Consider the following 18,466-nt stretch of genomic DNA (forward strand, 5'->3'; position numbering starts at 1 on the left):
GCGTTTTACGCAGGCTCTGGATTGCTTCGCTGCGCTCGCAATGACGGGGTAGGGGTTGCTACCTCATTTGTGTCGGGCGATAGCCAAGGTCGATGACCCTTCTCGACGCTTCCAGCCGCCAGTCGGCGCTCGACCGCCTGACCGCCAACGCGCCCTTTCTCGCGCGAATGGCGGAGATCAACCCCGACGACGTCTCGCGCTTTCTGGCCGACGGCACTGACGCGGCGCTCGGGCACGTCGCGCCGCCACCCGCGGTCGGCGACGATATCATGCGGACGCTGCGCCAATGGCGCGGGCGAATGGCGCTGCTGCTCGCGCTCGGCGATCTGTCGGGCGAGCATGATGTTGCGACCACCACCCGGCTGCTGTCCGATTTCGCCGACCAGGCGTGCGACGCCGCGCTCGCCGCCGCCTTTGCCGAGCGCGCTGCGGGCGAGGAACCGCGCGGCCTGTCGGTGATCGCGCTCGGCAAGCTCGGCAGCTTCGAACTCAACTATTCGTCCGACATCGACCCGATCCTGATCTTTGATCCCGACACGCTGCCGCGGCGATCGCGCGACGACCCGACCGAGGCGGCGGTGCGGATCGCCCGGCGAATGACCGAAATATTGTCGGCGCGCACCGGCGACGGCCATGTCCTGCGCGTCGACCTGCGGCTGCGGCCGCATCCCGAGGTTACCCCGATCGTCCTGCCGATCGACGCCGCAATTTCCTATTATGAATCCGAAGCGCTGGCGTGGGAGCAGGCGGCCTTCATCCGCAGCCGTGCGTCAGCGGGCGACCGCGTGCTGGGCGAGCAGTTCCTGTCGGCGATCCAGCCCTTCATCTGGCGCCGCAGTCTCGATTTCCGCCAGCTCAAGGAAATCGGTGCGATGAGTGACCGCATCCGCGACCATTTCGCGCAAGGGCAGGCGTTCGGGCCGGGTTACGATCTGAAACGCGGGCGCGGCGGAATCCGCGAGATCGAATTTTTCGCGCAGGTCCACCAGCTGATCTACGGCGGGCGCGACCCGTCGCTGCGCGTTCCGGCAACGGTCGATGCGCTGGCGGCCCTCGCCGCGGCGGGACGGATCGAGCCCGAGGTCGCGACGCGCCTGTCGGGCCATTATGCAACGCTACGCCGGATCGAACATCGGTTGCAGATGGTCGAGGACCAGCAGACGCATTGTCTTCCGCTCCAGCCCGCCGCGCTCGATTGTGTCGCGCGGCTCGACGGCGCGGCCGATGGCGCGGCGCTGCTGGCGATGCTCGGACCTGTCGCTGCCGATGTCGGTGCCTGCTACGACCGGCTCGTTGCCGAACGCGCGGTGACGACCGGCCTGCCGCGCGACGACGACGGCCTCGCGGCGGCGCTGCTGGCGGCGGGGTTCGACCCGCCCGATGCGGCGCTGCGCACGATCGCCGAATGGCGCGGCGGCAAGCTGCGCGCGCTGCGCAGCCCGGCGGCGCTCGATGCGCTCGAAACGATGCTGCCCGAACTGATCAAGGCGCTGGGCGCCGCGCCCGATCCGCAAGCGACGCTGACGCGCTTCGACAAGCTGGTTGCGGGGCTGCCGAGCGCGATAAACTTTTTCCACCTGCTCGCCGCGCAACCGGCGCTGGCGCGGATTGCGACACGCATATTGGCGCTCGCGCCGACGCTTGCCGACGCGCTGGGAGCGCGCGCGCAGCTGATCGAGGGGCTGATCGACAGCCGCGCCTTTGACGCGCCGCCGACGAAGGACGAATTGCGCGCCGAATGGGGGCCGGGGCTGGCGGCGCTGGACTATGAACGCTTGCTCGATCGGGTGCGCGATCAGGTCGGCGAACGGCGCTTTGCCTATGGGGTACAGCTTGTCGCGGGGGCGACCGATCCGCTGATGATCGCCTGCGGCTATTCCGAACTGGCGGAGGCGGCGCTCGGCGTGCTCGCCGATGCGACGGTGGCCGAATTTGTCGCGGCGCATGGGCGGATCGCCGACAGCGAACTGATCGTGCTCGCGCTGGGGCGGCTCGGGGGCAGGGCGCTGACCCACGCCTCCGACCTCGACCTCATCTATCTGTTCACCGGCGATCATCTCGCCGAATCCGACGGGCCGCGCCCGCTTGGCGCGACGACCTATTACAACCGGCTGGCACAGCGCGTAACCGCGGCGATGTCGGTGCCGACCGCGGCGGGCAAGCTCTATGACGTCGATACGCGGCTGCGGCCGCAGGGCGCGCAGGGGCCGCTGGTCGTCACCCTCGACAGTTTTGAACGCTATCAGCGCGAAGAGGCCTGGACGTGGGAGCATATGGCGCTGCTCCGCGCGCGGCCGGTCTATGGGTCGAGCGCAGCGCGCGCCGAGGTCGAGCGGATCATCGCCGAACTGCTCGCGATCCCGCGCGACCTGGCGAAGCTCGCCGCCGATGCCGCCGACATGCGCGACAAGATCGCGGCGCACAAGCCGGCGAACGGCGCGCTCGATATCAAGGGCGGCCCGGGCGGGCTCGTCGATCTGGAATTTGCCATGCAGGTGACCCAGCTGGCCAGCGGCCAATGCCATGATCCCAATATCGCCGCGGCGCTTGCCTGTCTGAAGGCGGCGGGGCTGGCGCCGGAGGGGGTGTGCGAAGCGCATGGTCTGCTCGCGCGGATGCTCGTCATGCTGCGGCTGACCGCGCCCGAAGGCGAGCCGCCGACCGCCGCGGCACGGCAACTGGTGGCGAGCCAATGCGGCGAACCCGGCTGGCCGCAACTGCTTGCCGCGCATGATGCGGCGCGGCAGGAGATTGCCGACTGGTGGGCGTCGATTCGCCCGCAGCAGGAGAGTGAATAATGAGCGGTCTGAAATTGGGCGATGCCATTCCCGCGGTGAAACTTCTCGACGCCGATGGGGCGACGATCGACCTTGCTGCGATGGCGGGCGCGCCGCTGGTGGTTTATTTCTACCCCAAAGCGGATACGCCCGGCTGCACGGTCGAAGCGCAGGACTTCACCCGTCTCGCGCCCGAATTCGCGCATCTGCACGCCCAGGTGCTTGCGGTGTCGCGCGACGCACCGGCGAAGCTGTGCAAGTTCCGCGATAAATATGGTCTGACGGTCCGCCTCGCTTCGGATGAAGACGGCGCGGTGTGCGAGGCGTTTGGTACCTGGGTCGAAAAGCAGAATTATGGGCGCAGCTATATGGGGATCGAACGCTCGACCTTCCTTTTCGGCGGCGATGGCAAGCTCGCGAAAGAATGGCGCAAGGTTCGCGTCAAAGGTCACGCCGAAGCGGTGCTGGAGGCAGCAAAGGCGCTGTAAATGCCGACGTTGGGTGAAGCCGCGCGCGCGGTCCTGCTGACGTCGGACCCGCACGACAAACGCCGCGCGGCGCGCAGTCTGGCGCGGGCGTGGCGGCAGGATCGGCTCGACCATCGCTGCGACACCGCGATGCCTGATCAGCCCGCGTGGCCTACCGAACCCGAACTGCTCGAACCCAGCCGGATGCCGCGCCGCGGCAAGGGCGGCTCCGAACGCGGGCGGATCGCGCTGCTGCACGCGCTGGCGCATATCGAATTTGTCGCGATCGACCTCGCGGTCGACCTGATCGGCCGCTTTGGCGACGAATTTCCGCGCCAATTTGTCGACGACTGGATCGGTGTCGTCGCCGACGAAGCGATGCATTTTGCGCTGCTCGACCGCCGCCTGCGTGCGTTCGGTAGCCATTATGGCGCATTGCCGGCGCATGCGGGATTGTGGGAGGCGGCGCAGGTCACCGCCGACGATGTGCTCGCGCGGCTGGCGATCGTGCCGATGGTGCTCGAAGCGCGCGGGCTCGATGTGACCCCGCCGACGATCGCCCGCTTTCAGGGCGCCGGTGACGCGCCGTCCGCGCAGATTTTATCGCGTATTTACAAGGATGAAATCCGCCATGTGCGCGTCGGCACAGCCTGGTTTGGCTGGATGTGCGACGAACGGGGATTCAACGCCGTTGAAACGTGGCACGCGCTCGTAAAAGCGCGGTTTCGCGGGGCGCTCAAAGCTCCGTTCAACGACTCGGCGCGCCACGACGCCGGTTTAACGCAAGAATACTATAGCGTTATTGCGTCTTAACCATTGGGATAGCAGACAGGCGTCGCGGGGGATGAGCAATCATCCAAACCAACAAACACCGGCGCCAAAGCCTTTTGATGACTTTGGCGACATGGCACACGCGGGGTCGTATTTTGATAAACACTCTTCTGACGCAGAAGTTGCATCAAGTCGCAATCGTCTGCGCCGCAGCATGTTTCGGACTGGCCACACCGGCCGCCCACGCTGCCGAAACCAGCGCCGATGCCGGCATTGTCGCTCCCGACGAACCCGATGACGACAGCTTCACCGCTGGCGTTCCCGCGGCCGGCGAGGACAGCGAAGCCCGCGCAATTTTCCAGGCGTGGAAGCGTCTCGACACCGGGCTGACCGCCTCGATCGGCGTTGCGGTGCCGTCGCGCCGCCCGATCGACCACATGTCGCTGTCGTCATCCTATGGCATGCGCGTCCACCCGGTCACCGGCAAGGTCGCCCGCCACAATGGCATCGACATCCCGGCGCCGCACGGCACCCCGATTTACGCAACCGCCGACGGCATCGTCGGCCGCGCCCAGCGCCTTGGCGGCTACGGCAATTATGTCGAAGTCGAGCACGGCAACGCGATCCAGACGCGCTACGGCCATATGTCGTCTTACGTCGTCATCCCTGGCCAGTCGGTCAAAAAGGGTGACGTCCTTGGTTACGTCGGTTCGACCGGCCGTTCGACCGGCAACCACCTCCACTACGAAGTCCGCATCGAAGGCGCGCCGGTCAATCCGATGCCGTTCGTGCGGTCGGATCAGATGGCGATCGCTGCGATCACCGGCAAAAATGTCGCGATGGGCGGTCCCGAATAAGAAATAATGACGAGCTTTCCTGGGTCGGAGAGGAGGGGCGCCAGGCGGGATAACCGTCGCGGCGCCCTTTTCATTTGAAACAAAGCGCCTATCTAACGCCTATGGCCACGCAGCTTTCCGATATCACCCTGTCGCCCGCCGCCGCGGCGCGCGTCCGCTGGATCGCCGACCGCAAGGGCGAAAGCGACGCCGCGCTGCGCCTCGCGGTCGATGGCGGCGGCTGCTCGGGCTTCACCTATCGCTTCGGCCTCGCCGAAAGCATCGACGCGGACGACATCGTCACCGAAACCGACGGGGTGAAATTGGTGGTCGATCCGATCAGCATCGATCTGGTCCGCGGCTGCATCGTCGATTTCGTCGATTCGCTGGGCGGTTCGTCGTTCAAGGTCGAAAATCCCAACGCCGCCTCGGGCTGTGGCTGCGGATCCAGCTTCTCGATCTGACATCTTTCACAGCGCCTTGCTTGCTGCCATAGCAAGGCGATGAAAATCGCGACCTTCAATATCAACGGGATCAAGGCCCGCCTGCCGCGCCTGATCGAATGGCTCGAGGAAACCCAGCCCGACGTCGCCTGCTTGCAGGAACTGAAATCGAGCGACGAGACCATGCCGACCAAGGAGATCGAGGCGGCGGGTTATGGGTTCCTGTATCACGGGCAAAAAGGTTTTAACGGCGTCGCGATCCTCGCCAAGGACACCCAGCCGGTCGAAACCCAGCGCGGCCTCGCGGGCGAGGATGAGGACGAGCAGTCGCGCTATCTGGAGGCGGACGTCCACGGGGTGCGCGTCGCGTCGATCTATCTGCCCAACGGCAACCCGCAGCCGGGGCCGAAATTCGACTATAAGCTGCGCTGGATGGCGCGACTGCGCGAGCGCGCCAAGGTGCTGCTCGCCGCTGAAATCCCGACGATCCTGACCGGCGACTATAATGTCATCCCGCACGACGACGATGTGTGGGATCCGCGGGTGATGGCGACCGATGCGCTGATGCAGCCCGAATCGCGCGACGCCTGGTTCCGCCTGCTCGGCGACGGCTGGACCGATGCGATCCGCAGCCGCTATCCGGCGGGGGGCAGCTGGACCTTCTGGGACTATCAGGCCGGCGGCTGGCAACGCGACCATGGCTTTCGCATCGATCACCTGCTGCTCAGCCCGGCGCTCGCCGACCGGCTGGTCGACGCCGGGGTCGACAAGGATCACCGCGGCCGCGAAAAGGCGAGCGACCATGCGCCGACCTGGGCGGTGCTGAGCTAGGCGTCGGGGTAGAGCGTCGTCATCACGCGTTTCGGGTCGAGCGCATAATGATGCGCTACCGCCGCCGCGATCACGCTTTCCAGCGACCGCGTCGGTTTGAGATCGCGGCCGTCGAGCCGTGCTGAAACCGCGAGTCCCGGCCAGTCGGCTGAAATCCTGCCTCCCGCGGCCAGCCTGCCGCCGAGCAGCATCGCGGTCGACGCGGTGCCATGATCGGTGCCGCCGGTGCCGTTGACCTCGACCGTCCGCCCGAATTCGGTCGCGACGATCACCAGCGTGTCGTTCCACGCCGGACCAAGCCCGGTCTGCAGGGCGCCGACCAGCTGGTCGAGCCCGCGCAATTGCGCGTTCAGCCGCCCGCGCTGGCTGCTGTGCGTATCCCAGCCGCCGGTCTCGACCATCATCACCCGCGCGCCATCGGCGGGCAGCATCAGCGACGCCGCGAGCTTGCCGAGATCGGCGCCGTTGCGGCCGTTGTTGCCGCCGATGTCGCTCGCCAGTTCCTGCGTCTTGACCGCGCTGTCCCACAGCGGATGGAGCAGCTTGTCGTCGGCGTAGAGCGCCGACAACCGCGCGATCAGGTCGCCGTCGGCCTGCGGCAGGCGGCTCGGCGCATAGGTGCCGACCTGTACCGTGCCGCGCATCGCCAGCGGCACTGCCGGGGCGATGGCGAGCGCGTCACGCTCGGCGGCGGGCAGCAAGGTCAGCAGCCGCCCGACCCAGCCGTCGGCGCGCCCATAGGGCCGCGATCCGCCACCCTCGAGCATGTTCTGCCCGTCGAAATGCGATCGGTCGCGATACGCGGTGGCGACGGCGTGGGCGAAATGCGCTTGGCTGCCGGCGTAGAGTCCCGCGGTCGTGGTGAGCGCCGGATGCAGCGTGAACATTGCATCGAGCTTGGCCCCGCCCGCGGTTTCATCGGCGAGCGTCCGGCGCGCCGCAGCGAACGCCTGGTCACCGGTCGGCGCCACCGTCGCCAGCCCGTCGGCGGCGCCGCGCTGGATAATGAAGACCAGCCGTTTTGGCGTTGCCGCCGCGGCATAGGCAAAGCCGGGCAGCGCGCCGGCGGCGGCGACGGTGATCCCCGACCGGATGATCGAACGGCGGGACAGGATCATCATCTATCTCCGCAAAAATTCCGGGCTGGCGAACAGCATCGCGATGCCCTGGCCCGGGCTGTCGGCGCGGGCGATCGCTTGCCCGGTCGCGGGGGTCAGCGCATCGGCGAGGACGAGCGGCGCCAGCTGACGCGCGTCGGCGCGGTCGCCGATCCGCCCCGCGATCCGGCTCGCCAGTTCGACCCGCTGCATCAATCCCGCCGATCCGGCCCAGGTCGCGACCTTGTCGTCGTACCCCGCGGGCGATCCGGGGCGCCAGATCGGCTGGCCCAGCTGGGTGAACATCGCCGCGACATTCTGTCTTTCGCCCAGCGCCGGGATTTTCAGCGCGCGCAGCATCGACACCGTCCAGTCCCATGGTGATTTGAACAGCGTCGGCGCGGTCGTCCACGGTTCGGGCGACGCCACAAGGGCGTTATAGAGCAAGGACAAATCGCCGCCGCTTTTCAGGAAATCGGCGGCGAGCCGATCGACCAGCGCCGCGGGCGGATCGTCGGCGGTGAAATGGCGCGCCAGCTTGGTCGCGATATGGCGCGCGGTGGTGGGATGGACGGCCAGGTCGCGCAGGATCGCCTCGGCTTGTCCGGCGCCCGCGGCGTCATAGCGTCGGCCCAGCACGGTTTGTGCACCGGGTTCGTGCAGCGGCGCGATAAACACCGTCGCGCCCGGTTCGGCATCGGCGGGCATCAGCCGCTGACCCGCCCCGCGCCCGAGCCCGGCGACGGTCAGCCCGGTCAACGCCTTGGCAAAGGCGGTGACGTCGGCCTGGGTATAGCCCGCACGTACCCCCAGCGTGTGCAGTTCCAATATTTCGCGCGCCAGATTTTCGTTCAGCCCCGGCGCCTGGCGGTTGCCGCGATTGCGGACGCGGGTCGCGAACGCGCTGTCGGGGCCGAAACTCTGCGCCTGATCGAGGTACAGCAGCATCGCGGGATGGCGCACCGCGGCGATCAACAGGTCGGCAAATTTGCCCATGATGTGCGGGCGGATCGCCTCATTCTCATAATTGCCGACAAAACCGATCACCGTCTGCTTGTCGGCCGACACCGCGAAATGATTGGCCCAGAAATGGACGAGCCGTTCGGGGAAGGGGGTTGGCGTCGCAATCGCCGCGGCCAGTCGCGCCGCGGTGGCATCGACATAATGGCGCCGGATCGCCGAGCGCGACAGCCGCCGCAATTCGGGGTCCATGCCCTGTTCGGCTTCACTCATCGGCGTTTCGGCGGCCTCGCGGCGCATTGCCTGGCGATCCTCGCGATATTCGACATAGGCGGTGGCGATCGCCGCGCGGCCCGCGAGCCCGGTCAATGCGGCGGGGGCGGGGTCATAGTCGCCAAGCTGGCGGGTCAGCCAGGCTTTCGCGTCGCCGATCGCGGGATCGTCATAACGGCGACCCAGGCCGAAGCGGTTTGCAGCAAGATATTGGACTGCCATGACAATGCCTTTCATGCCCCAAACGCACGATGGCCCCATTTTGTCGCAAAGCTGTCCCAGCTGTCAGAGCGGCTTGTCGTAAATCTGATACACTCGGTTGACCTTGGCATCGATCGCCTCGGCGACCGCGTTCATCCCCTGATTGTCGTCGAGCACCCAGCCGATGTCGCCGCGCTCGGTGCCATAATCGCGCACCGCGTCGCGGCGGATCAGTTCGATCATCATGAACGCCAGCGTGCTCGCCATGCGGCTGTTCTGCAGCTTTTTGGCGACCCCCATCAACGGCACGCGCAGGGTGCGGCTTTTCGGCTTGTGCAGCCACCACAGCAACCGCGCCCAGTTGAACGGGAGCAGCGATCCGTCCATGTCGACCAGCAATTCGTTGATGTTGGGCAGCACGATGGTGAACGCCACCGCCTCGCCGTCTAGTTCGGCGACGCGGACCAGATCCTCGAACACGATCGTCTTCAGTTTCTTGCCGACAAACGCGATCTCGCTGTTGGTCAGCGGGACGAACCCCCAATTGTCCGACCAGGCGTCGTTGAGCAGCCCCATGATCAGCGCGGCTTCGGCGTCGAAATTCTTCTTGTCGACCTTGCGAACCCGGATGCGCGCGTTCTTTTCGCCCGCCGCGACGATGCGGTTCACCAGCGGCGAAAAACCTTCTTTGACATAGACATCATAGTTGATCAGCTGCTTGATCGGGCGATAGCCAGTGCCTTCGATCCAGCCGCGATAGAGCGGGCTGTTGTGGCCCATCATCACCGTCGGGCGGTTGTCGAAACCTTCGATCAGCAGCCCGGGCTCGTCCCACACCGAAATTGACAGCGGGCCGAGTGACCGGTGCATGCCCTGACCGCGCAGCCAGTCCTCGGCGGCGGCGAGCAGTGCGCGGGTGGTTTCCTCGTCCTCGGCGTCGAGCAGGCCCCAGTTGCCGGTGCCCGGACCCATCCCCTGCTCGGCGGGCTGCGCCAGCGCAAGGTCGTCGATATGCGCCGAAATGCGCCCGACGGTGCGGCCCTTGCGGCGCGCCAGGAACAGCTGCGCCCGGCCATGCTCAAACCAGGGATTCTTGCCCGGGGTGAGCAGGTTATAGACCTCGCCCTTCAGCGGCGGCACCCACGCCGGATCGCCGCGATTGAGCCGAAAGGCGAGCTCGACAAACTCGCGCTTGTCATTCTTGTCCTTGACCGGGTGGATGGTGATCGGGCCGTCCGAATGTCCGCTCATACTGGTTTCCTGAAATGCCAACCCTATATCGGTGAGGCCGCATTACGGCATCGCGGCAGCGCTGGCGACCCGCATTTGGCCATTTTGCTGCCATGAAATCATGATGAAGAGTGCAGGTTATGACGACGATCAATCCCCCGGCCGATCGGATCGCGACGCCTTTCGCGCCCATAGCGGCTAAGACGCCCAAGTCGGCAATTGCCGACGATATGGCGATGATCCGCGCAGCGTCGGAGCTGACGCGCGACCTGACCGCGCCCAGCGCGCGCATCTATTGGACCGATTTTCTGGCGTCGGCGTTCATCGGCTATGCCGGTGTCGCGGGGGCGATTTTGGCGCCGACGACGGCGTGGGCGCTCGCCGCGGCGCTGGTCGCGATCCTCGCGCTCTATCGCGCCGGCAGCTTCATTCACGAACTGACGCATATCCGCAAAAACGCGCTGCCGGGCTTTCGCTTCGGCTGGAACCTGCTCGTCGGCGTGCCGCTGCTGATCCCGTCCTATATGTATGAGGGCATCCACAGCCTGCACCACAACCGCACCAAATATGGCACGGTCGACGATCCCGAATATCTGCCGCTGGCATTGATGAAGCCGTGGACGGTGCCGCTGTTCGTGGTCGCCGCGGCGTTCGCGCCAATCGCCTTGCTGTTCCGCTATGCGGTGCTGACCCCGCTGTCGTTCCTGATCCCGCCGCTGCGCCGGATCGTCGTCGAACGCTATTCGGGGATGATCATCAACCCGCTGTTCCGCCGCAAGGCACCCGACGGCGAGTTTCGCCGCATGTGGGCGTGGCAGGAAGGCGGCGCGTGGGCGTGGTCGAGCCTGCTGATCGCCGCGGGCGTGTTCGGCTGGGTGCCGCTGCGCGCGCTGCTGATCTTTGGCGCGATCGCCGCGGCGACGCTGGTGCTCAACCAGATCCGGACGCTGGTCGCGCATTTGTGGGAAAATGACGGCGAGGTACTCACCGTAACCGGACAGTTCCTCGACAGCGTCAACGTCCCGCCGCCGGGCTTGCTGCCCGAATTGTGGGCGCCGGTGGGGCTGCGCTATCATGCCCTGCACCATCTGCTGCCGGGCGTCCCCTATCACGCACTCGCCGAGGCGCATCGCCGGTTGAAGGATGTGCTGCCCACGGATTCGCAATATCATGGCGCGAATTACGACAGCCTGCCGCAGCTGGTGCGAAATCTGGTTGCTGGTTCGGCGCGGGGTGCCGCGGCTTAGTTATTCGAGGCTTCCCCCATTTTCGTCATTCCCGCGAAAGCGGGAACCCAGCGAGCCAGCGTCGCAGCTGGGTTCCCGCTTTCGCGGGAATGAGGATGAAATGAGCGCTGGCGTAAGCCGGCCTCTATTCCTCGGTCCTAATCAAGATCATCTCACCAATCAGCGCGAACAATATGAACGGCCCCCATGCCGCCAGAAACGGCGAATAGGCGCCGAGGTCACCCATCGCGAGCGCGAAATTGTCTGCGACGAAATAGGCGAAGCCCAGCCCCATGCCGAGGATCGCGCGGATAAACAGCTTGCCCGATCGCGCCAGCCCGAACGCCGCAACGGCGCCCAAAAGCGGCATCAATATCGCTGACAACGGCCCCGAAATCTTGTGCCACAGCACGCCTTTCAGCGCATTGACCGGCCGCCCTGCGGCCTCGAGGTCAGCAATCGCCGACTGCAATTGAAGGAAGGGCAATTCGTCGCCATCGACCTGCGCCAGCGTGAACTGATCGGGGCGCACATTCTTGGCCGCGACAATCGTGCCGAGCGGCTCGACCGTGCCGGAACGGCGCAGGAAGCGCGTCGCGCCCGACAATTCCCATCCCCCCGCGACCGAGCGCGCGCTGTCGGCTTTGAGCATCGACGACAGCACTCCGCCGGTGCGTTCGTAAATCGTGACGCCGCGCAGCACGATCGCGGGACCGCCGGTCTCGACCGTGGCCGCGTTGATCAGGTCGTCACCGTCGCGCACCCAGATGTTGCTGCGCACCCCATTGTCGGGCGGCACCCTTTTATACTCGACCTTTTGCCAGGCGCCGAGCGCCGCGGTCGAGCGGGTGACGATGCGTTCGTTGAACGCAAAGCTGATCCCGGCAACCAGCAGCGCGGCGAGGAACAGCGGCGCCAGCACCTGATGCGCCGACATCCCCGACGCCTTCATCGCCACGACTTCGCTGTTCTGGTTGAGCGTGATCAGGGTCAGGATCGTACCGAGCAGCACCGAAAAGGGCAGGAAGGTCTCGATAATCTGCGGCAACCGCATCCCGACATAGCGCCACACGTCCGAATCGCTGTTGCCCGCGACCGCCAGGATTTTGCCGCTTTCGCCCAGCAGGTCGAGCGTCTGCAGGATCAGCACCAGCGCGAACAGGATCGAGAAGGAGCGGATCAGGAACAGGCGGCCGACGTAGAGCGCCATCGTGCGCGACGGGAAAAAATGAAGCTGGTGCATATCAGGTCAGGCTTTCCACGACCCGCGGCTTGCGCTGGAACAGCGTCATCAGCCCGCGAATCTTTTGCGCCGCTTTCGCCGCAACGCGCTCGAGCGCGCCGATCGGCTGACCGCCCGGCACATGCGCGACGACATAATACATCCAGATCGCCAGCGCTGCGAACAGCAGGAACGGCACCCACAGCGCGATAACCGGATCGATCACGCCGCGGGCGCCCATATCCTCGGCATATTGGTTGATCTTGTGCTGGGTCACCAGCAGCACGATCGACAGGAACACCCCGAGCGACGAGGTGGATCGTTTGGGCGGGATCGCCAGCGCGATGGCGATCAGCGGGATCAGGAACATCGACAGCACTTCGACGATACGAAAGTGGAAATTGGCGCGCGATTCCAGCCGCGTCTGCTCCGACTGGCTGCTATCCTTGCCGGCGACGAACAGCTCGGGGATCGTCATTTCGCGGTCGGCGCCGCCGCGGGTGCGAAACGCCTCGATCTTGGGCAGCGGGATCGGCAGATCGTGATTGTCAAAGGTCAGCACCCGCGGCACCGAAAATTTGGGCGATTCGTGGATCAGCACCCCCTGCGACAGCCGCAGGATGATCGTGTCGGGATCGTCGGTGGCCAGGAACTGGCCGCGCGCTGCGGTCGCCGACACGCGCTGGCCGTCCCGATTGTCGCCGCGCACGAAAATGCCGCGCAGCGCGCGCCCATCGTCATAGCTTTGCTCGATCCGCAGCGTCATGCGGTCGCCCAATTTGGTGAATTCACCGACCTTGATCGACGCGCCCAAGGCGCCCGAACGCAGCTCGAACTGCAACCCTTCATAGGCGTAGCGGGCGATCGGCTGGATAAAGCCGACGATCGCCAGGTTGAGCGCCGCCAGCGCAATCGCATACGCAAACGGCACCCGCATCAGCCGCCCGAAACTCATGCCCACGCCCTTCAGCACGTCGAGCTCGCTGGTGGTCGCCAGCTTGCGAAACGCCAGCAATATGCCCAGCATTAACCCGATCGGGATACCGAGTGAGAGATATTCGGGGATGAGATTGGCGAGCATCCGCCACACGATGCTGACCGGGCCCCCCTCGGTGGCGACGAAGTCGAACAGGCGCAGCATCTTTTCGAGCACGAGCAGCATCGCCGAGAGCACCAGCGTACCCAGCATGGGGAATAAGATGAGACGCGCGATGTAGCGGTCGATGGCAGGCAGCTTATTCAATCTTTCGTCGCCCCATCACCATGATTTGGCCGCAAATGGTTCCGATATGCCGATGCAAGGGCGACAGGAACCCGTGTCGGCATGTGCATTATGCGTTTGCTGGCGTGGCTATAACCTCTGGAGGTATTGAGGTCATGTCGAAAATTATACTCGCCGGGATGCTCGCCGCTGGCGCGGCCGGAGCGCTGATCGCGCCCGTCGCGGCGCAGGGTGCGGCGCTGGGTCCGGCGGCGGCGCTGTGCAACAACAATGCGACGGCAGTGCAGGTCGATGTTCGCGGTTTCAAGGCGCGCACCGGGACTGTGCGGGTCCAGATTTACAGCGCCAACAGCAGCTATCTGGAAAAGCGCAAATGGATCGAACGGGTCGACGTGCCCGTGTCGCGCGTCGGCACGATGTCGGTGTGTGTGCCTGTCAAGCAACCGGGCAGCTATGTCGTTTCGGTGCGTCACGACATGAACGGCAACGGCAAGTCGGACCGCAGCGATGGCGCCGGACTGTCGGGTAATCCCGACATGAAGGTCAGCGATTTCATCTTCAAGCGGAAGCCCAAATTGACGACGGTCAGCTTCGCGGTCGGCGGCGCCACCAAGCGCGTTCCGGTCGTGCTGAACTACGTCAACGGCCTTTCCTTCGACCCGGTCGAATAGCGAGAGCCATGGCGAGCGTCGCACTTCTTTCCAATCCGCGTTCGACCGGCAACCGCGCCCTGTTGCCGCGGGTTCGCGAATATTGCGCGGCGCATCCCGACATTTTTCATTATGAGGTCGAGGACGTCGATCAGATCGGTGAGGCGATCCGTACCATCGCCATGGTATCGCCGCGCGTCGTCGTCATCAACGGCGGCGACGGCACGGTGCAGGCCGCGCTGACCGAATTATATTCGGGCGGCCATTTCGGCGGCTCGCCGCCGCCGGTCGCGGTGCTGCCGAACGGCAAGACCAATTTGATCGCGCTCGACCTGGGCGCCGAGGGCGATCCGATCAAGGCGCTGCAGCGGGTGATCGAGCTGGTCAATTCGGGCCAGCTGGAAGATCATGTGATCCAGCGCCAGCTGATCTCGCTCGACAGCGGCGGCGAAGCGCGCCCGGTGCTCGGCATGTTCCTTGGCGGCGCCTATCTTGCCGATGTGATGCTGTACTGCCGCAATCGCATCTATCCGCTTGGCCTGCCCAACGGCATTTCGCATTTTCTGGCCGCCATCCTGGGCCTGTTCGCGATGATTTTCGGCCTCGGTGGCGGGCGCCTGCCGCCCAAGCCCGAAGCGATGACAGTGTCGTTGATCCGCCAGGGCGAGTTCAAAGGCAAATTTTCGCTGCTGATCGTCACGACCCTCGAAAAACTGCTGCTCAGTATGCGCACGAACGACAAGGCTGGCGAAAGCGGACAGATGAAATTGCTCGCGGTCGAACGCGGCCTTGGCGCGCTGGTCCGCATGCTTGGCGCGACCTGGCGCGGGACGCTGGGACAAAATCAGCTCGACGGGGTGCATTTCCAGCAAGGCGATGAAATCCGCATCGAAGGCGACCGATCCAACGTCATCCTCGACGGCGAAATTTTCCAGGCGAAGCATGGCATGCCGATCATCCTGACATCGACGCAGCCGGTTCCGTTCCTGCGTCTCGCCGCCTGAACGCGCGCGCGTGTCCGACCTGATCGATCTGGTCCGCAACGAACTGGCGACCCCGGTCGAGCCGCGCGTTGCGGCGATGGCGCAAGCGATCGCGGCGCAATATCCCGGGAGCGCGCGCGCCGTACTGTTTTACGGCAGCTGCCTGCGCGAAACCCAGCTCGATGGGCTGATGCTCGATTTCTACCTGATCGTATCGGACTATGGCGATGCCTATCCAAAGCGGTGGATGGCGGTCGCCAACCGGCTGATTCCGCCCAATGTCTTTCCGTTTCAGCACGATGGACTGATCGCCAAATATGCAGTGCTCAGCGAGGCCGACTTTCACCGCCTGAACGGCGCCGAGACGCGCAATGTGTCGGTGTGGGCACGCTTTGCCCAGCCCTCGCGGCTGGTGTGGGCGGTCGACGATACGGCGCGGCAGCGCGCGGTGGCCGCGGTGGCGCGCGCCGCGCCGACGTTGCTCGCGGCGGCCGGGTCGATCGATGGCGAGCCGCCGCTCGATTGGTGGCGGCGCGCCTTTGCGCTGACCTATTCGGTCGAACTGCGCGCCGAACGGACGGGGCGCGGGCAGTCGGTGGTCGATGCCGATGCCGACCGCTACCAACGCTTCAGCCTTCCCGCGATGGCGGCGATCCCCACCGGCGCGCGCGGCGGCGCTTGGCCGCGGCGGCGGCTCGAGGGCAAGGCGCTCAGCATCGCGCGGCTTGCCAAGGCCAGCCTGACCTATGCCGGCGGGATCGATTATCTGGCGTGGAAAATCAATCGTCACGCGGGGACCAAGATCGAGATCAAACCGTGGCAGCGCCGCTGGCCGCTGGTCGCCGCGCTGACGCTGGTGCCGCGCCTGATGAAAAGCGGCGCGATCCGGTAATTTAAAGCATGATGACTTTAAGTTGATAACACTCGTCATTGCGAGCGAAGCGGGCCGAAGGCGGCCGTAGGCCAACCAATCTAGGGGCGGTTTGCGCCTACGCTGGATTGCCGCGTCGCTTCGCTCCTCGCAATGACGATTCCACTTGATGTTATCGCGCTCTAACTCGCCAGCCGCTGTCCCTCGACTGATCGGGCCTCGCCGCATCGGCGGATCGCCTGATCGAGCGCGTTGAGGGTGAAGGGTTTGCGGAGCACGTCATGGTCGCCGAAACTCGCGGTCTCGCTCGCGTCGCCCGAATAGCCGGTCACGAACAGCACCGACAATTCGGGCCAACGCTGTTTGAGCTGCGCGACCAGTTCGGGGCCGGTGAGTTCGGGCATCAGCACGTCCGACAAGATCAGGTCGAACCCGCCGCCATCGGCCAGCCGCCCTTCGACGAGCCGCTCGGCTTCCAGCGGATTGCCGCACCCGACCGCGCTGTGGCCCAGTTCCTCGACCGCGTCGACCGTGGCGGCGAGCACACGCTGGTCGTCCTCGATCACCAATATGTTCAACGCTTCGGTCGGTGCGGCGTCGGCGGTGTGGCCGTCACTGTCGCTTGCGGTGGCCATAATCTTCTGGGGCTTTGCCACCGGCAGCAGCATGGCGACGCTGGTGCCTTCGCCCTCGGTCGAAGAAATCTGCACCTCGCCGCCCGACTGGCGGCAAAAGGCAAAAACCTGGCTCATGCCCAGCCCGGTTCCCTGACCGGCGGGCTTGGTGGTGTAGAAGGGGTCGAACACGCGCTCGAGCACGTCGGGCGCCATCCCGCATCCGGTGTCGATCACCTGCACCGCAAGCGCTTTGCCGTTGCCGTCGCCCAGGGTGCGGATGGTCAGCGAGCCATGGCCGTTCATCGCGTCGCGCGCGTTGACCGCGAGGTTGAGCAGGGCGTTCTCAAATTGTTGCCGATCGAGCCAGCAAGCGAGGCCGTCGGCACGAAGGTCGAGCGTCAGCGCGATCCGGTCGCCGATCGTCCGTTCGATCAGCTCGGCAAAGCTCGCAATACAGGTATCGATGACCGCCATTTCGGGGCGGGCGGGTTCGGAGCGGGCAAAGGTCAGCAGTCGCCGGGTCAGGTCGGCGGCGCGGTTGGCGCCGTCGAGCGCATTGGCAAGATGGCGCTGCGCCTTTTCGGGGGTATCCGGAAGCCAGCGCTGCGCGAGTTCGAGTCCGCCGACAACGACCGCCAGCATATTGTTGAAATCATGCGCGATGCCGCCGGTCAGTTGGCCGACCGCCTCCATTTTCTGCGCCTGGCGCAACTGCGCCTCGGCCGCCTCGCGCTCGGTCATCTCGCTGCGCAGCGCGATATTGGCGCGTTCGAGCTCGGTCGTGCGCGCCTCGACCGCTTCTTCCAGCTGGGTTGCACGGTCGCTTTCGGCGGCTTGCTCGCGCCGCGCGACGCGGCGTTCGGCTTCGGCGCGGACAAGCGAAAAGGTGGTGCCGATGGCTGCCGCGGCCGCTGCGGCGCCGAGCAGCGAGAACAGCAGGATGGCCTGGTTCAGGCTGGCGCGGTCGGCGGCGGCGACGCGGTTGCGCTCGCGCAGCAACGCGCGCTCATTGCCGATGATCTGGGTCAGCAGCCGGTCGATGCGGCCCAGCGCGGCGTCATGGCCGGCGGCATGATATTTCGAAATAGCGGCGACGGTCTGACTGTAATTGGCGCTGAGCGCGGCGTCGCCAAGCTGGGTGCCGCGGCGGTCCATCTCTTGCGTCAGATCGTCGACCAGCTTCGATTGCTCGGCATTGTCGCGGACGGTGCGGTCGAGCCGCGTCAGATACTGCCGCGCCAGCCCCCATTGCTGTTCAAAGACGCGGCCGTCCTCTTTCTGCAGGCCGACCGCAAACCGCCCGAGCGCCGCTTCGGCGCGGGCCAGCGCGGCGTCGAGCGAGCGGGTATGTGAAATGACTTCCAGACTCTGTGTCTGCCAGCCGAGCGAGCGATCATAATTGTCATTGGCGCGCGCGAGCAACAGCACCAGCGCGGCAACGATGCCGGTCAGCATCGCCGCCATGCCGATCGTCAACCAAAAGCGTATCCGCTCCCGCCGACTGTCGGTTTCCGTATCGCCATCCCGCTCGAACACGCGCCCGTCTTACCGGACAAGCGCGGTACCGCAAAGCGCCGAAACCCGCACCCGCCCTGCGCCGCTTCGGTTCGGCGCAAAAAGGAGCCCGCTGGTCGGCGGACCGGCCCGGATCAACGGCTTGCGTTCAGCCGATAATGCCGATGCGCTTGCCCGCGCGTTCAAAGCGGCCCAGGATCTCGCCGACCTGTTCGACGCTATGTTCGGCGCATAGCGAACAGCGCAGCAGCGTCATGTTCGCCGGGGTCGCGGG

At 65.7% G+C, this 18,466-nt stretch carries 16 protein-coding genes and 1 pseudogene; 10 read left to right on the forward strand and 7 right to left on the reverse strand.

Annotated elements, in window-relative coordinates:
* Nucleotides 1–92 precede the first annotated feature (92 nt).
* The 6 genes from FFS68_RS14695 (at nucleotide 93) to xth (ending at nucleotide 6,125) form a co-directional block, all read left to right on the forward strand.
* Entirely contained in the window at nucleotides 93–2,798 is a 2,706-nt protein-coding gene (locus FFS68_RS14695) for a bifunctional [glutamine synthetase] adenylyltransferase/[glutamine synthetase]-adenylyl-L-tyrosine phosphorylase (protein WP_137753944.1), read from the forward strand.
* Nucleotides 2,798–3,265, forward strand: coding sequence for a peroxiredoxin (locus tag FFS68_RS14700; RefSeq protein WP_137753945.1), 468 nt, complete (start codon nucleotides 2,798–2,800; stop codon nucleotides 3,263–3,265). The genes FFS68_RS14695 and FFS68_RS14700 overlap by 1 nt, the downstream gene beginning before the upstream one ends.
* Nucleotides 3,266–4,057, forward strand: a complete 792-nt coding sequence (locus FFS68_RS14705) for a ferritin-like domain-containing protein (RefSeq protein ID WP_137753946.1) — start codon at nucleotides 3,266–3,268, stop codon at nucleotides 4,055–4,057.
* A gap of 140 nt (nucleotides 4,058–4,197) precedes the next feature.
* The gene (locus tag FFS68_RS14710) at nucleotides 4,198–4,872 is read left to right on the forward strand and encodes a M23 family metallopeptidase (protein WP_249340176.1); all 675 of its coding nucleotides are present in this window, start codon (nucleotides 4,198–4,200) and stop codon (nucleotides 4,870–4,872) included.
* Nucleotides 4,873–4,973: 101 nt separating this feature from the next.
* Nucleotides 4,974–5,315 (forward strand): iron-sulfur cluster insertion protein ErpA, encoded by a 342-nt coding sequence (erpA, locus tag FFS68_RS14715; RefSeq protein ID WP_137753948.1) that lies wholly within the window; start codon nucleotides 4,974–4,976, stop codon nucleotides 5,313–5,315.
* A 39-nt stretch (nucleotides 5,316–5,354) separates the two neighbouring features.
* Nucleotides 5,355–6,125: an exodeoxyribonuclease III gene (gene xth / locus FFS68_RS14720; protein WP_137753949.1), complete on the forward strand. Its 771-nt coding sequence runs from the start codon at nucleotides 5,355–5,357 to the stop codon at nucleotides 6,123–6,125.
* On the opposite strand, the gene FFS68_RS14725 is transcribed toward xth, so the two are convergent.
* The 3 genes from FFS68_RS14725 to FFS68_RS14735 form a co-directional block, all read right to left on the reverse strand.
* On the reverse strand, nucleotides 6,122–7,246 hold the full coding sequence (locus tag FFS68_RS14725) for a DUF1501 domain-containing protein (protein ID WP_349290385.1): 1,125 nt from the start codon (nucleotides 7,244–7,246) through the stop codon (nucleotides 6,122–6,124). The genes xth and FFS68_RS14725 overlap by 4 nt on opposite strands.
* Nucleotides 7,247–8,677: a DUF1800 domain-containing protein gene (locus FFS68_RS14730; protein ID WP_137753951.1), complete on the reverse strand. Its 1,431-nt coding sequence runs from the start codon at nucleotides 8,675–8,677 to the stop codon at nucleotides 7,247–7,249.
* Nucleotides 8,678–8,740: 63 nt separating this feature from the next.
* Nucleotides 8,741–9,907, reverse strand: a complete 1,167-nt coding sequence (locus tag FFS68_RS14735) for an N-acetyltransferase (protein WP_137753952.1) — start codon at nucleotides 9,905–9,907, stop codon at nucleotides 8,741–8,743.
* Between the two features lie 119 nt (nucleotides 9,908–10,026).
* On the opposite strand from FFS68_RS14735, the gene FFS68_RS14740 reads away from it, so the two are divergent.
* Nucleotides 10,027–11,133, forward strand: coding sequence for a fatty acid desaturase (locus tag FFS68_RS14740; RefSeq protein ID WP_137753953.1), 1,107 nt, complete (start codon nucleotides 10,027–10,029; stop codon nucleotides 11,131–11,133).
* Between the two features lie 124 nt (nucleotides 11,134–11,257).
* Here the strand turns inward: FFS68_RS14740 and lptG are convergent, their stop codons facing one another.
* On the reverse strand, nucleotides 11,258–12,355 hold the full coding sequence (gene lptG, locus FFS68_RS14745; RefSeq protein ID WP_137753954.1) for an LPS export ABC transporter permease LptG: 1,098 nt from the start codon (nucleotides 12,353–12,355) through the stop codon (nucleotides 11,258–11,260).
* A gap of 1 nt (nucleotide 12,356) precedes the next feature.
* Nucleotides 12,357–13,577, reverse strand: a complete 1,221-nt coding sequence (gene lptF / locus FFS68_RS14750; RefSeq protein WP_137753955.1) for an LPS export ABC transporter permease LptF — start codon at nucleotides 13,575–13,577, stop codon at nucleotides 12,357–12,359.
* Nucleotides 13,578–13,711: 134 nt separating this feature from the next.
* Between lptF and FFS68_RS14755 the strand changes: the two genes are divergently transcribed.
* Genes FFS68_RS14755 through FFS68_RS14765 form a run of 3 tightly spaced genes read left to right on the forward strand, consistent with a single transcriptional unit; the run spans nucleotide 13,712 to nucleotide 16,081 of the window.
* Nucleotides 13,712–14,227, forward strand: coding sequence for a DUF2141 domain-containing protein (locus tag FFS68_RS14755; RefSeq protein ID WP_249340177.1), 516 nt, complete (start codon nucleotides 13,712–13,714; stop codon nucleotides 14,225–14,227).
* A gap of 8 nt (nucleotides 14,228–14,235) precedes the next feature.
* Nucleotides 14,236–15,210, forward strand: a complete 975-nt coding sequence (locus FFS68_RS14760; protein WP_137753956.1) for an acylglycerol kinase family protein — start codon at nucleotides 14,236–14,238, stop codon at nucleotides 15,208–15,210.
* Between the two features lie 10 nt (nucleotides 15,211–15,220).
* Nucleotides 15,221–16,081 carry a hypothetical protein gene (locus FFS68_RS14765; protein WP_137753957.1) on the forward strand — a complete coding sequence of 287 codons (861 nt, stop codon included), beginning with the start codon at nucleotides 15,221–15,223 and terminating at the stop codon, nucleotides 16,079–16,081.
* 161 nt (nucleotides 16,082–16,242) lie between these two features.
* Here the strand turns inward: FFS68_RS14765 and FFS68_RS14770 are convergent, their stop codons facing one another.
* Both FFS68_RS14770 and FFS68_RS18135 read right to left on the reverse strand, forming a co-directional pair.
* The gene (locus tag FFS68_RS14770) at nucleotides 16,243–18,213 is read right to left on the reverse strand and encodes an ATP-binding protein (RefSeq protein WP_137753958.1); all 1,971 of its coding nucleotides are present in this window, start codon (nucleotides 18,211–18,213) and stop codon (nucleotides 16,243–16,245) included.
* A gap of 127 nt (nucleotides 18,214–18,340) precedes the next feature.
* Nucleotides 18,341–18,466 (reverse strand): annotated as a pseudogene (locus FFS68_RS18135) (8-amino-7-oxononanoate synthase); the annotation flags it as partial.

Source organism: Sphingopyxis sp. L1A2A (assembly GCF_005502465.1).
Lineage (GTDB): Bacteria > Pseudomonadota > Alphaproteobacteria > Sphingomonadales > Sphingomonadaceae > Sphingopyxis.

Bases quoted from the DNA above. Each gene is read 5' to 3' on its own strand.
- FFS68_RS14760 (WP_137753956.1), top strand. From the start codon at position 14,236: ATGGCGAGCGTCGCACTTCTTTCCAATCCGCGTTCGACCGGCAACCGC.
- erpA (WP_137753948.1), top strand. From the start codon at position 4,974: ATGGCCACGCAGCTTTCCGATATCACCCTGTCGCCCGCCGCCGCGGCG.
- FFS68_RS14740 (WP_137753953.1), top strand. From the start codon at position 10,027: ATGACGACGATCAATCCCCCGGCCGATCGGATCGCGACGCCTTTCGCG.
- FFS68_RS14755 (WP_249340177.1), top strand. From the start codon at position 13,712: ATGTCGAAAATTATACTCGCCGGGATGCTCGCCGCTGGCGCGGCCGGA.
- lptG (WP_137753954.1), bottom strand. From the start codon at position 12,355: ATGCACCAGCTTCATTTTTTCCCGTCGCGCACGATGGCGCTCTACGTC.
- FFS68_RS14730 (WP_137753951.1), bottom strand. From the start codon at position 8,677: ATGGCAGTCCAATATCTTGCTGCAAACCGCTTCGGCCTGGGTCGCCGT.
- FFS68_RS14700 (WP_137753945.1), top strand. From the start codon at position 2,798: ATGAGCGGTCTGAAATTGGGCGATGCCATTCCCGCGGTGAAACTTCTC.
- FFS68_RS14735 (WP_137753952.1), bottom strand. From the start codon at position 9,907: ATGAGCGGACATTCGGACGGCCCGATCACCATCCACCCGGTCAAGGAC.
- xth (WP_137753949.1), top strand. From the start codon at position 5,355: ATGAAAATCGCGACCTTCAATATCAACGGGATCAAGGCCCGCCTGCCG.
- FFS68_RS14705 (WP_137753946.1), top strand. From the start codon at position 3,266: ATGCCGACGTTGGGTGAAGCCGCGCGCGCGGTCCTGCTGACGTCGGAC.
- FFS68_RS14725 (WP_349290385.1), bottom strand. From the start codon at position 7,246: ATGATGATCCTGTCCCGCCGTTCGATCATCCGGTCGGGGATCACCGTC.
- FFS68_RS14695 (WP_137753944.1), top strand. From the start codon at position 93: ATGACCCTTCTCGACGCTTCCAGCCGCCAGTCGGCGCTCGACCGCCTG.